Raw genomic sequence first — 13,102 nt, forward strand, 5'->3', positions numbered from 1 at the left:
GACGGCTCCCGCTGGTCACTCCGGCGCGTGCGGCAACACGAAGGACAGGGTGGCCCGATATTCGATATGGTCGACGATCTTCGGATTGTCGGCGGGGCCGACATAGGTCGCGGCCACGACATTCAGGCCCTGGTTGCGTACCTTGATGGTGGCGATGCCGTCCTTGTCGGTCTTCACGGGCTTCTGGTCGGGATCGTTGACATAATCATGTTGCACGGCCGCATCCTTCACGGGCTTGCCGTTATAGAGCACGCGGACCTTCAGGGGCTTGCCCATCTCCACCGGCAGGGTCTTGTCAACCGGGATGACCTGCAGGATCTGTTCTTTCAGGGCCGGGACAGGGGCGTTGGGGGCGCCAGTCAAATAGACGGCGAACTTCATGGTCTTTTCGGCCAGCACGGCGTCGGGCACCGTGTCGCGGCCGCCCTTGTGCCATTGACCATCGGCGGTGCGCGACCAGGTGCCATTGTCCATGGTGGCGGCCACGGCCACGGTCGGCGCGTCGCTGTCGACCAGCACGATGGGACCATTGGCGCGCAGGCTGGTGGTCACGGGCTGCCAGTCGGCGTCATAGCCATAGGTGCCGGTGATCAGCGGCAGGCGCTTCACCATGTCCAGATCATCGGCGCCGACGCCGTAGATCAAGGCCGTCTGCTTGGCCCGCTGGGCGAACCAGATGCCATGTGCCTGTGCCTGATGCAGGCCGGCGACCAGGCTGGCCAGCGCCACGGCGCCTGCCAGGATGTGCTTCGCTTTCATGTCCCGATCCCTGTTCTTGATGGGTTTATGAGATCAGTTTGTAGGGACGTCCACGGTTTAGGACACGGTTGGCGACGGGTCGCAAAGAAGCTTGCCCTGAATCCGCTGGTGTAACGGCATAAGTCACCGCCAGCTGGCCGGACAAAAGAAAACCCCCGGTGCCGGGGGGACTGGCACCGGGGGCATGTCCGGCCGCAAGCGGTGACCAAAGCGGGATCAGCGGTTGTTCTTGCCGGACCGGGTCAGGGACAGCGTGTCCTTGTCGTAGTTATATTCCGCCATCTGGTCGACCTGCGCCCGGGTCAGGTTGCGCACCTGGACCTGGCGGTCGCCCGTCAGCATCTCGGCATCATCGACATCGACGGCGATATTCTTCTCCCCGATACCCAGGAAGCCGCCGCTGGCGACCACCAGCTTTTCGGCATTGCCGTTGCGGGCATTCAGGATGACGTCCTTGACCTCGCCCAGATCCTTGCCATCGGCGCCGATAACGGTGCGGCCGACCAGTTTCTGGGCCGACGTGCGGTCAATGGCGGGGCGGTTGGTCGGCGTCATGGCCGCGGGCGGCGGCATTGCCTGCGACGGCGACAGGGCGTCGCGGCTGTTGTCCAACTGGCCCGGGACGGTGGTGCCGGGCACGGGTGGAACGGGTTCGGTGGTACCGGGCGGCACGTTCTGGGCAAGCGCGCCGGCACCATAAAACAGGGCCGCCGCGGTGGCGGTACTGATCAGCAGCGTGCGCATGGTTCGCATTCCTTCCGATATTGCCTGGATCGGACGGGCATTGGTGCCACATCCATATCCAGACAACACAGCGGAAGGCCCAGGGTTCCCCGGTGGCTGATCCTTACCCTACAAGCCGCCGGCGGCACCGCGCAGCTGGTCGGCGATCTGGGCCAGACGGGTACCCAGGTCGCGGGCGGCGTTGGCGCTGGCATTTTCGTTCTGGCGCGAGGACGAGCGCAGCATGTCGATGGCCCGCGACAGGTCGACCGACAGCCCATCCAGGCGCAGCACGCGTTCGCGCAGGTTCTGCGTCAGTTCCGACACGATCGACAGGTCCGTGCGCTCCCGCCCGCGCGTTTCCTCCAGCACGGCGCGCACGCTGTCGGTCGTGCTGTCCAGCCGGTCGCCCAGCCGGTCGATGCCGTCCAGGCGCGACTTCAGCGCGTTGGCGATGGAAAGCAGGTCGGCATTCTCCCGCTCCCGCCCGGCATTGTCCGACGCGGCCAGCGCGTGCAGCGCGTCGGTCGCAGCGGCCAGACCGCCGGCCATACCCTCGATATTCAAGATGCGCTGCTGCAATTTGTCGACCAGCCCCATGGCCTGATCCACGGCCACCTTTTCCCGGTTGTCTGCACTGGCCACCAGGGCGTGGACGGCGTCGATGGCGGCGCGCAGGCCGCCCGTCAGATCGATCAGGCTTTGGGGCGTATGGTCCTTTTCCCGCACGGTCTCCAGTTCCGCCGCCACTTCCTTGATGTCGCCCAGCAGCCGTTCCTGCTGTGCCACGGTGCGCGACAGGGTGGTGGTGGCGATATGCGCTTCCGACGACAGGGCCTTGGTCTCCTGCCGCAGGTCCGACGTCAGGTCGCGCAGGCGGGCCGTGGCATCGTCGACGCCACCGGTCAGGCTCTGGGCCAGACGTCCCGCCGTCTCCCCGATCTCCTTCACCCGGTCGGCGATCTGGGTGGCGCTGCCGCGCATGCGGGTCAGCAGGTCGGCAATGGCCTCGTGCTGGCCGGGCTCCACACGCCGGCGCTCAAATTCCTGCCGCAGCCCGTCGCTGGTCATTTTCAGCGCGTCCACGGCATCGGCCATGCTGTCGGCGCGGTCGGACACGTCGGACATCAGGTTGGTGAAGCGGAACTGGATATCGTGGAACTGCTCTGCCAGCGGTTCCAGCTTGGTCCGCGTCATGTCCTCCGCGATCTCCGCCGATTGCTGCAGCGTGTTGCGGGCATGGTTCATGTTGTCCAGTGCGGATTCCAGCTTGTAGCTGATCTCCGACGAGCGGTCGTCCAGCAGGTCGGCGGCGCGCGACACATGCAGGCCCGCATCCTCCAGCCGGGCGGTGGCCATCTCCGTCGCTTCATCGAAGCGGCTGCTCATATTGCCCAGGGTGGCGAACAGGGCCTTTTCGCCCTCTTCCATGCTGTCGGCGGCGCGGGTGATGCGGGCCCCCGTCTGGTCCACCGTGCTGGACAGCATGTCACCCGACGCGCGCAGGATCTTCACAGCGGACAGCAGGCTCTGCTGCGCATCCTCCATGGTGCCGGCCAGGGCCTTGGCGGCATCGCGGGCCTCCACGCTGGCATGGCGCATGTCGCTGTCGCTTTCCGACAGGCTGCCCAGCGTCTCGCTGACCTTGGCTTCCGTGCGCGACAGGGTGTCGGCCAGGATGTCGGCATGGTTGCGCATCGCGTCGATGACGGCATCCAGGCCGTTATGATCGTCGCTGGCATCGAAGGCACGGACCTGGGCCACGGCATGGCCCAGCATTTCCGTCGCCTGCCGGATCTCCCGGTTGCTTTCCGTTACCGTGCGCACGGCGGCGGCGCACAGCTGGTTCACCTGGCCCAGCGTGTCGTTGAGCTGCTGCTTGGTGTCGCCGACGATGCGGCTGACATCGCTGCCCAGCATGGCCAACGTGCCGCCGGCCCCGCGCAGCCGCGCCGTCAGCGCCTCGAACAGGTCGGCATAGTCGCCTTCGAACTTCAGGCGCAGGCGTCCGTCTTCGGTGGCGACGGAAATGTCGGGGATCTCGGCTGCGGCCTTGCGCAGCCCGTCGATGGACCGGGCCAGCCCGCCGAATTCATCCTCCCGCTCCGTCCCCCACATGGGCGCGCGCCAGTCGCCGCGGGTCACCGCATCCACCCCGCGCCCCAGTTCGCGCAGGGGCCGCAGCACGCGCGCACCCAGCAGGGTCAGGAAGGCGAACAGGGTGGCGACCAGGGCCAGCACGGCAGCCCCGCCCAGCCACAGGCCGCGCTGGGCAATATCCTCCAGCCGGGCCAGTTCGACAGCCTGCTGTGCGCGCGACCGCGCGTCGATACGGTCCGACAGGGTGGCATAGCGGGTCAGGATGATGACAGGCGTCGTCTGTCCCAGGGCGGCAGGCCCGCTATTGGCCGATTCCAGGGCGCGGCGCGCGCTGTCCAGCAACCGCTTCAGATCATTGGCCAGTTCCAGTTCCTGCGGCGTCAGGCGCTTGCCCTGCAATCCGCGCAGCGCCTGGTCGGCCGCTTCCAGATTGGAACGCATGTCGGCGCGGGCTTCGGCATTGCCCGTCTCCGCGAACTGGGCCAGGGCCGCCAGGAAGCCGCCATGGCCCATGCGCTGCTGAAAATCGATCAGCAGCCTTGTCTTGGCCAGCGTGTCGCCCGGCACTTCCAGATTGCCGACCTGCACCTGGTACTGGGCCATCTGGAAGGTGGTGCCGGCGGCCAGCCCGCCGACCAGAACGGTGGCACCGATGGCAACGGCAGTGCTCAGGTTCCGCAGCGACGAAAGCCGCGATCCCGTGCCCCGCTCCATGTTGCCTCCCCCAAAACCTGATTTTGCGTCGATGGGCGGAGAGACTAACCAATTATTGTATTTAGTTCATCCATTCGTTGGCATATCGCCTTCGGGGGAAGGCAGATTGATCCAGGAAGGCGGTTCCGGACGGATTTCAGCCGCCCCGCAGGTCAGGACGGCACCCGGCCTCAGCGCGTCCAGACGAATCAGGGCCAGTGCGCGGTCACCGCTGCCGCTGCGCATCTCCCCCACCTCCGCCCCGTCGCGCAGGATGGGCGTGCCGGCATCCGCCAGGGGACCGTCGACGGCAACGGGCAGCAGCCGCTTCTTCACCAGACCCCGGTATTTCGTGCGCGCTGTCAGTTCCTGGCCGACATAGCAGCCCTTGTCCCAGGCCACGCCCTGCAATTCATTGAAGCCGTTTTCCAGCAGGATGGATTTTTCCGGGATCAGGTCGCGGCTGCCATCGGGGATGCCCAGGATCAGGCGGGCGCGGTCCCAGGGGGCAATGTCGTCGGACAGGTCCAACCCGGCCGCGACATCGGCGCGCAGGATCAGGCGCCGGCCCAGCCCCGCCTGCCGGGGATCAACAAGGCTGTAGCCGCCGTCGATGGCGGTGACAGCACCGGCTTCACCCTCTGCCGGCGCGGGGTCGGCCAGCACCACCATCTCACCGGCCAGATCCAGCAATTCGACCTTGGCCCGCAGCCGGAACAGGCGCAGCCGTTTCAGCAGATCATCGCGCCGGGCCGCCTCCACATCCAGCAGCAGCCGGTCACCATCGGCCAGGATAATGAAATCATGCAGATATTTGCCCTGCGCCGTCAGCAGCGCCGACCAGACGGCGCGGGTGCCGTCCAGCCGGGTCACATCGGCGGTGACCAGCCCCTGCAGGAACCCGACACGGTCGGGGCCGGCGACGGCGATGATGGCGCGGGAAGATAGGCGGATCAGGGGCATGTTGGTTCGATGCGGCAATGGTTCGGATGATCGCTCCTAGATATAGCCATGCCGTCCCCTGCGCCTAGGGGAGATCACCGATGATGCTTGGTTCCCGCATCGCCAACCGGTAGAGAAGGGGGGTGGGGCGCTGATCGGCGGAATGGACGGCGGCAGCATGCAGGCGCAAATCGGGGGGCGGCAAGACGCCCCCGTCGCGGGCTTTCTTCTTTTCCTGGGCGTGCCCATCCTGGCCGTGCTGGTGCCGCTGGTGCCGCTCGGCATGGCGCCGGGCATGATCGCCCTGTCGGTGCTGACCCTGGCCGCGGGGCTTTGGCGCCAGCGGCGCTGGCCAAGGCCCGATCCGGTACTGGCCGGAGCACTGTTCCTGTTCCTGGCGCTGACGGGCATCAGCCTGACCTGGGCCGGGGGCGGGGCCAAGGCGATCAACAGCTGGGCGGCCTTTCTCTATATCCTGGTGCCGGGTCTGGCCTATCTGTCGGGATTGCAGCAATTGTCGGCCGCCGGTGCGGCGCGGGTCGCGCGCTGGTTGCTGCCGGCGGCGGCGCTGGGCCTGGGCCTGTTCGCGGTGGAGGTGCTGCTGGGCCAGCCCATCCAGCATCTGGCTGCGCCGCATAAGGGCGAACTGGACTATGAGCGCGACATCAACCGCGCTGCCCTGCTGATCGCCCTGCTGGCCGGCCCCTTCGCCCTGCTGCTGTGGCGGCAGGGGCGGCGCGTGCTGGCGGGGTTGGCCATCGCCCTGCCGCTGGTCCTGACGGGGATCAGCACCAGCCAGTCGGCTGCGGCCTTGCTGCTGGGCCTGATCCTGCTGCTGCCGCTGGCCATATGGTGGCCGCGCGGGGCGGCGGCGATCATGGCCGGCGGCATTGTGGCGGGGATGGGTCTGTGCGGCGTGGTGGCGCGCTGGATGACCGCAGCGGGCCTGCCACAACTGGAAAGCCTGCCCGGCAGTTTCCGTCATCGCATGATGACCTGGAATTTCGTGGCCGAGCATCTGGGCGACCATCCCTGGTTCGGCTATGGCATCGACAGTTCCCGCGCCGTGCCCGGCGGGGATGCCGTCTTTCCGGGCACACCGGCGCCGGGCTGGCCCGTGCTGCCCGTGCATCCGCATAATCTGTTCCTGCAGGTGCGCCTTGAACTGGGCTGGGTGGGGGCAGGCGTCGTGACCCTGCTGCTGCTACTGGTTCTGCGCCGGCTGCTGCGGCTGGATCCGTCGATCCGGGGCATGGCGCTGGCCTTGTTCGGCGCCTGCATCCTGGCCCAGTGCTTTGCCTATGGCGCGTGGCAGGGCTGGCTGCTGTGCGGGATGCTGTTTGCGGCCACCATCGTCGGTCTGGCCGGGCGGATCAGGGCGCCTTCTTGACCAGACAGTCGGCCCCACCGGCCTTCAGCTTCTGGCACAGGCCATTGGCCGCCGCCTGATCGGCAAAGCCGGTCAGGAAGACGCGGGTATAGACGCCCTTGGCGCCCAGATCGGCCTGGACCATGGTCGGCTGCCGCCCGGCCAGCAGGCCCGCCTGTTTGGTCTGCAACGCCTTCCAATGCCTGTCCGCTTCCGCCGTGCTGGGCAGGGAGCCGACCTGGATGACCCAGCCGCCTGCGGCAGGGGTGGCGGGCGGCGCTGAAGGCTTGGGGGTCGGCGCTGGTGCCGGGGATGCCACTGGCGCTGCCGCCGGCACCGGTGGGGCGGAAACAGGGGCGGCCGGCGGGGTGCGGCTGATCGGGATACCCCGGGCCGGTGCCGGTGTTTCGGGTGCCGCTGCCACGGCCTGCGCTGCCGGTGCGGGCGGGGGTTCGACCGCCGGCGGGGGCGGCAGCGGTTCCGGCGTCGGCCTGGTGGCTGGGGCTGCCTGCGCCGCCATCTGTGCCGGGGTGGTGGCCGCCGGCGCGGCGGGCGCGGGCTTGGGCGTTTCCATCCGGGCGGGGGGCGGCGCTGCGGGTGCCGGGACCGGTGCCGGCGGCTTGGTGGCGGCTTTGGTGTCAGGTTTCGGGTCGGTCTTGGCCGGCTTCGGTGGAGGGGCGGCGGGTTCCTTCGCCGTTGGCGCCTGCGCGACCGGCGTGGGTGGCGCCAGCGGGGCCAGCGGTTCGCGGGCCCGCGCATCGGCGGCGGCGATCTGTTCCGGCGTCGCCTGGGCCATGATGTCCTTTTCCAGGCGGATGGCCGCGACCAGCCGTTTGGCCGATGCGCGCCGCGCCCAGGTCAGCGCCTCCACAATGTCGCGGTCCGTGCCCAGACCGAAGAAGGTCAGGGCCGCCAGATTGTTCTGCGCATGCATGTCTCCCGCCGCCGCCGCCGGGCGCAGGAAGGTCAGGGCCTTGGCATAATCAGCCGGCATGTCCTGGCCAAAGGCATAGATGGCGCCCACCATGCTCTGCGCCCCCACATGCCCACCGCGTGCCGATGCCTCCAGCAGGGTCAGGCCGCGCTTGCTGTCCTTGGGGATGCCGCGCCCCTGCATCAGCATTTCGCCGGCAAGATACTGGCCCGACGAATCGCCCGTTGCGGCCGCCGCGTTGAATTCCTTGAAGGCGGTCGCATAGTCACCCTGGGAGAAGGCGATGCGCCCGGCCTGGATATCAGCCAGGGCCGGCGCTGCCGTCAGCAGGGCCAGCGACAGCGCGAAACAGGCGAAACTGGAACGGTGGGCGGGCGGCGACATGGGGAAGGGTCCCGTGGGAATGGCAGGGCCCCTTCATAGCCGATCACAGGCCCGCTTGACGATGCCTGACAAACGGGCTTCAACCAGCGTCAATATTTTTGATCGGAGATATCGGCGATGGCCGTCAAGAAGAACCCGCTGAACCTGAACCCGTTGCAGCTGAAGACCCTGACCCTGTTCCAGGCCCTGACCGAGTTCGAGGAGATCAGCCGTCCCGTCGGTGATGGCGCCATCGAAGTGCTGGAACTGCCCTTCACGGCCCATGGCAACCATATCCATCTGGGCCCCTGGATGGTCTTCGCCCAGGACGCCACGGGCCTGCGCAACCCGGCCCCCTGGGCCGTACTGGAACGCAAGGGCCTGATCCGCGGGCAGTTCCCCCTGTCGGTCACCGTGACCCGCGAGGGGCTGGACTATGAAACCGGCATGCGCCGCCAGATATTGCAGGGGTCGGATCACTGAGGGGGCTTCGTGTTAGCGTTACCCATCCGGTCAGAGCCTCTCTCCCGTCACCCCGGCGAAAGGCCGGGGTCCAGTCTCAAGGCGCGGTCAGCGCCGATATAAGTCTTGTTGCGGCAGACGCCGCTCCATGCTTTATCCCGGCCTGCGCCGGGATGACGGCCAGAGATTATTTTGTCGCGGGGACAGGTGTCACGTCCCTCCCGCCAAACCCGGATAAAACAAAACCCGCCGCGCCATTGAAGGCGGGCGGGTTTTGTTTTATCCGGGGGATGGTGCTGCCGATTGGAATCGAACCAACGACCTCGTCCTTACCAAGGACGCGCTCTACCGACTGAGCTACGGCAGCGCCTTCATCCGGGTCACCGCGGCGTCGCCGCTGCGGTGGGCGGCTATGTGCCACTCCAACCCCCGGACCGCAAGCAAAAAAATCCCGGACCTGTCGATTTTTTCCGCATACTTGACGTGCAAGTGCGAAAAGGCCAGCAATCCAGCCAATTCCGCCCGATGGACAATGCACCATGACCAGCACCCCGCCCAAGAAGGATGAACGCAAGGACCGCCTGGCCCAGGCCCTGCGCGATAATCTGCGCCGCCGCAAGGACCAGGACCGCGCCCGCGATGCGCAAGACGCGATGGAAGCTGCCCTGGGCCCCGACCCAGCCGAAGGACAGATGCCCGACACCACGGCTTGAGTGGGCGATACGGCTGGGCTACAAGGTCTTGCGCGCCGCCCTTTGGTCCTGCGGCGTCCGATATTGGGGAAGTGGGGAACCGACATGCCGATCATGCCCGACAGCTGGATCCGGGAACAGGCGACCAAGAACGGCATGATCGAGCCGTTCGTGGAGGCGCAGAAGCGCGAGGGCGTCATCTCCTACGGCCTTTCCTCCTACGGCTATGACGCGCGCGTGGCCCCGGAATTCAAGATTTTCACCAATGTCGACAATGCCGTCGTCGATCCCAAGCAGTTCGACGCCACCAGCTTTGTCGACCGGCAGACCGATGTCTGCGTCATCCCGCCCAACAGCTTCGTGCTGGCCCGCACGGTGGAATATTTCCGTATCCCGCGCGACGTTCTGGTCGTCTGTCTGGGCAAGTCCACCTATGCCCGCTGTGGCCTGATCGTGAATGTCACGCCGCTGGAACCGGAATGGGAAGGGCATGTGACGCTGGAAATTTCCAACACCACGCCGCTGCCGGCGAAAGTGTATGCGAACGAAGGCCTGTGCCAGTTCCTGTTCTTCCAGGGCGCCAGCCCGTGCGAGGTCAGCTATGCCGACCGCGCCGGCAAATATATGAAGCAGCGTGGCGTGACATTGGCCCGCCTCTGACCGGCCCTATCGCCGCCATCATCGGGGCCCAGGGTGCGGGCCCGTTCCAAGACCTTCCTGACGAAACGAACATTCCATGGACAAGCTTCGCATCCGCGGCGGCAACCCGCTGAAGGGTCAGATCACCATTTCCGGCGCCAAGAATGCGGCCCTGCCTTTGCAGGCGGCCTGCCTTCTGACGGATGAGAAGCTGGTGCTGACCAACCTGCCGCTGCTGGCCGACATCACCACCATGAACCGCCTGCTGGCCCAGCACGGGGTGGAGGTGCATATCAACGGCCGCGATGCCTTTGGCTCCAGCGGCCGGTCGGTGGAACTGGACGCCAACGATATTTTCAACCTGACCGCCCCCTATGATCTGGTGCGCAAGATGCGCGCCAGCGTGCTGGTGCTGGGCCCGCTGGTCGCGCGCTTTGGCCAGGCCAAGGTGTCCCTGCCCGGCGGCTGCGCCATCGGCACCCGCCCCGTCGATCTGCATATCAAGGGCCTGCAGGCCATGGGGGCGCAGATCGATATCGAAGGCGGCTATATCCTGGCCAAGGCGCCCGAAGGCGGGCTGGTGGGGACGGAATTCGTCTTCCCGCAGGTGTCGGTGGGCGCGACCGAGAACCTGATGATGGCGGCCACGCTCGCCAAGGGTGAGACCATCCTGGTCAATGCCGCCCGCGAACCCGAAATCGGCGATCTGGCCCGCTGCCTGATCGCCATGGGGGCGGAGATCGAGGGCATCGGCTCCGACCGTCTGGTCATCCGCGGCAAGGACCGGCTGCATGGCGCCACCTATGCCGTGCTGCCCGATCGGATCGAGGCCGGCACCTTCGCCATGGCCGCCGCCATCACGGGCGGGGAGTTGGAGCTGCTGGGCGCCCGCATGGACGACCTGAAGGCGGTGGCCAAGACCCTGGCCGGCGCCAATGTGAAGGTCAGCGAAACGCCCAACGGCCTGCTGGTCACCGCGACCCAGGGTGAACTGGTCGGCGTCGATGTGATGACGGAGCCGTTCCCGGGATTCCCCACCGATCTTCAGGCCCAGATGATGGCCCTGATGTGCGTGGCCAAGGGCGCCTCGATGATCACGGAAACGATCTTCGAGAATCGCTTCATGCATGTGCCGGAACTGGCCCGCATGGGGGCCAACATCAATGTCCACGGCTCCTCCGCCCTGGTGCGCGGCGTGCCGAAGCTGACGGGCGCGCCCGTCATGGCCACCGACCTGCGCGCGTCTGTCTCCCTGGTCCTGGCCGGTCTGGCCGCCCAGGGCGAGACCACCGTCAACCGCATCTACCACCTGGATCGCGGCTACGAGCGGGTGGAAGCCAAGCTGGCGGCCTGCGGTGCCGATATGGAGCGGGTGAAGGAAGAGGATTGAGAGCTGGGGCCGGTACGGTTGCCCGCCCGGCCCCGTCCTTATGCCGCCTGATCGGCCAGCCCTTCCGGCGTGAACGGCCGCAGGTTGGCCAGGAACTGCTGCGCGCAGGATTGCCAGGAAAAGCCCAGGGCGTGGTCGCGGCAGACCTGTGGATCGATCCCGACGGCCTTCAGGCAGGCGGCGCGCAGGTCGGTGTCCAGCACCCCGGCCGGGCTGTCACCGATGACGTCCAGCGGCCCCGGCACGGGGAAGGCCGCCACGGGCAGGCCGGACGCCAAGGCCTCCAGCAGCACCAGCCCGAACGTGTCGGTGCGGGATGGGAAGACGAAGACGTCGGCCGCGGCGTAATGCCGGGCCAGGTCTTCGCCGTGCTTGGCGCCGACATAGGTGACGTCGGGATATTTCGCCTTCAGTTCCGCCAGTTGCGGTCCGTCACCCACCACCACCTTGGAACCGGGCAGATCGAGCGACAGGAATGCCTCGATATTCTTTTCCACGGCCACGCGGCCGACGGAAATGAACACCGGGCGGGGCAGGTGGGCGAACAGGTCCTTGTCGCGCGGGCGGAACAGGTCGGTATCCACACCGCGCGACCAGCGGCGGATATTGGTGAAGCCGCGCTTTTCCAGATCCGCCTCGATGCTGGCCGTGGCCACCATCATGGAATGGGCGGGCGCATGGAAGCGGCGGATGAAGGCATAGGACAGGGACAGCGGCACGGGCGCCCGGTCGCGTACATATTCAGGAAAGCGCGTGTGATAGGCCGTGGTGAAGGGCAGCTTGCGCTTCAGGCAATAGCGCCGGGCGGCGAAACCCAACGGCCCCTCCGTGGCGATATGGATCGCGTCGGGCTGGGCCTCCTCGATCATCTGCCGCACCCGCCGGCCGGGGGCCAGGGCCAGGCGGATTTCCGGATATGTCGGCATGGGGATGGTGCGGAACCGGTCCGGGGAGATGACCTCCACCTTATGGCCCAGCCGTTCCAGTTCGGCCCGCGTCGTGGTCAGGGTGCGCACCACGCCATTGACCTGCGGATGCCAGGCATCCGTGACGATCAGCAGCTTCACGCTGCCGCCTGCATCGCTGTGCGGGAGGCGACAATATCCGCCCAGCGCAGGATCTCCAGCGTACCGTCGGGATGTTCCACCAGTGCGGTGCATGATTCGACCCAATCCCCGTCATTCACATAAAGGACACCGTCCATGTCGCGCATTTCGGCATGGTGGATATGGCCGCAGATGACGCCGTCGACCTGCCGTCGCCGCGCTTCCTCGGTCAGCGCCGTCTCGTAATCGCCGATGAATTCGACGGCCTTCTTGGTCTTGTGCTTCAGATAGGCGGACAAGGACCAGTAGGGGAAACCCAGCTTGCGCCGCACCTTGTTGAACAGGGTGTTGACCCACAGGATGAAGGTGTAGGCCGTGTCCCCGACAAAGGCCAACCACTTGGCATAGCGCACGACAGCGTCGAACTGGTCGCCATGGATGACCAGATAGCGCTTGCCGTCGGCGGCCGTGTGGATCGTGTCTTCCAGGATGGTCACGCCGCCGAACTGCAGCCCGATATATTCCCGGAAGGCCTCGTCATGATTGCCGGGGATCAGGAAGACCGACGTGCCCTTGCGGGCGCGGCGCAGGATCTTCTGAACCACGTCATTATGCGCCTGCGGCCAGTACCAGCTTTTCTTCAGCCGCCAGCCATCGACGATGTCGCCGACCAGGTACAGCACATCGGATTCCGTATGTTTCAGGAAATCCAGCAGCATGTCGGCCTGACATCCCCGTGTACCCAGATGGATGTCCGACAGCCAGATGGCGCGATAGCGCTTATTGTCCCCGTCGCCCAGCATATGTTCCCCCATCGCCGGTCAACCCCACAGCCAAGATGTCCGCCACGAATTTAAGACTAGCCATAGCGGATTGAGGCGTTCTATATCGCTTCATCTGGTGTCGTGTCAGCGCAATGATGGGCGATTACCGCTAGTGCGACAGAAACTTCTTCAGTTCGTCACGGTCTTTACATCAATCATCAATGGT

General features: G+C 66.5%; 12 protein-coding genes and 1 tRNA gene. 5 read left to right on the forward strand and 8 right to left on the reverse strand.

Going from position 1 to position 13,102, the window contains the following annotated elements; translation table 11 throughout:
- Positions 1 to 15: 15 nt before the first annotated feature.
- The 4 genes from ACODTW_RS14260 to ygfZ form a co-directional block, all read right to left on the reverse strand.
- On the reverse strand, positions 16 to 759 hold the full coding sequence (locus tag ACODTW_RS14260) for a DUF4198 domain-containing protein (RefSeq protein ID WP_488946688.1): 744 nt from the start codon (positions 757 to 759) through the stop codon (positions 16 to 18).
- A 216-nt stretch (positions 760 to 975) separates the two neighbouring features.
- Complete coding sequence (locus ACODTW_RS14265) at positions 976 to 1,503, reverse strand: PRC-barrel domain-containing protein (protein WP_488946689.1); 528 nt, start codon at positions 1,501 to 1,503, stop codon at positions 976 to 978.
- 108 nt (positions 1,504 to 1,611) lie between these two features.
- Entirely contained in the window at positions 1,612 to 4,296 is a 2,685-nt protein-coding gene (locus tag ACODTW_RS14270; RefSeq protein ID WP_488946690.1) for a HAMP domain-containing protein, read from the reverse strand.
- Positions 4,297 to 4,362: 66 nt separating this feature from the next.
- A complete protein-coding gene (ygfZ, locus tag ACODTW_RS14275) occupies positions 4,363 to 5,238 on the reverse strand; it encodes a CAF17-like 4Fe-4S cluster assembly/insertion protein YgfZ (RefSeq protein ID WP_488946691.1) in 876 nt (291 codons plus the stop codon).
- Positions 5,239 to 5,395: 157 nt separating this feature from the next.
- On the opposite strand from ygfZ, the gene ACODTW_RS14280 reads away from it, so the two are divergent.
- Entirely contained in the window at positions 5,396 to 6,607 is a 1,212-nt protein-coding gene (locus ACODTW_RS14280; RefSeq protein ID WP_488946692.1) for an O-antigen ligase family protein, read from the forward strand.
- On the opposite strand, the gene ACODTW_RS14285 is transcribed toward ACODTW_RS14280, so the two are convergent.
- Positions 6,591 to 7,904 carry an SPOR domain-containing protein gene (locus ACODTW_RS14285; RefSeq protein WP_488946693.1) on the reverse strand — a complete coding sequence of 438 codons (1,314 nt, stop codon included), beginning with the start codon at positions 7,902 to 7,904 and terminating at the stop codon, positions 6,591 to 6,593. The genes ACODTW_RS14280 and ACODTW_RS14285 overlap by 17 nt on opposite strands.
- 117 nt (positions 7,905 to 8,021) lie before the next feature.
- On the opposite strand from ACODTW_RS14285, the gene ACODTW_RS14290 reads away from it, so the two are divergent.
- Positions 8,022 to 8,366, forward strand: a complete 345-nt coding sequence (locus ACODTW_RS14290; protein ID WP_488946694.1) for a hypothetical protein — start codon at positions 8,022 to 8,024, stop codon at positions 8,364 to 8,366.
- Positions 8,367 to 8,636: 270 nt separating this feature from the next.
- Here the strand turns inward: ACODTW_RS14290 and ACODTW_RS14295 are convergent.
- Positions 8,637 to 8,712 (reverse strand) — tRNA-Thr (locus ACODTW_RS14295).
- Between the two features lie 172 nt (positions 8,713 to 8,884).
- Here ACODTW_RS14295 and ACODTW_RS14300 point away from each other — a divergent pair.
- The 3 genes from ACODTW_RS14300 (at position 8,885) to murA (ending at position 11,066) form a co-directional block, all read left to right on the forward strand.
- The gene (locus tag ACODTW_RS14300; protein ID WP_488946695.1) at positions 8,885 to 9,058 is read left to right on the forward strand and encodes a hypothetical protein; all 174 of its coding nucleotides are present in this window, start codon (positions 8,885 to 8,887) and stop codon (positions 9,056 to 9,058) included.
- Between the two features lie 84 nt (positions 9,059 to 9,142).
- A complete protein-coding gene (gene dcd, locus ACODTW_RS14305) occupies positions 9,143 to 9,697 on the forward strand; it encodes a dCTP deaminase (RefSeq protein ID WP_488946696.1) in 555 nt (184 codons plus the stop codon).
- A gap of 76 nt (positions 9,698 to 9,773) precedes the next feature.
- On the forward strand, positions 9,774 to 11,066 hold the full coding sequence (gene murA, locus ACODTW_RS14310; protein WP_488946697.1) for a UDP-N-acetylglucosamine 1-carboxyvinyltransferase: 1,293 nt from the start codon (positions 9,774 to 9,776) through the stop codon (positions 11,064 to 11,066).
- A gap of 38 nt (positions 11,067 to 11,104) precedes the next feature.
- Here murA and ACODTW_RS14315 read toward each other — a convergent pair whose 3' ends face one another.
- Both ACODTW_RS14315 and ACODTW_RS14320 read right to left on the reverse strand, forming a co-directional pair.
- Positions 11,105 to 12,133, reverse strand: a complete 1,029-nt coding sequence (locus ACODTW_RS14315; RefSeq protein ID WP_488946698.1) for a glycosyltransferase family 4 protein — start codon at positions 12,131 to 12,133, stop codon at positions 11,105 to 11,107.
- Complete coding sequence (locus ACODTW_RS14320) at positions 12,130 to 12,927, reverse strand: UDP-2,3-diacylglucosamine diphosphatase (protein ID WP_488946699.1); 798 nt, start codon at positions 12,925 to 12,927, stop codon at positions 12,130 to 12,132. Before ACODTW_RS14320 ends, ACODTW_RS14315 begins: the two co-directional genes overlap by 4 nt.
- Positions 12,928 to 13,102: the final 175 nt, after the last annotated feature.

The organism is Niveispirillum sp. FG148 (assembly GCF_057809655.1).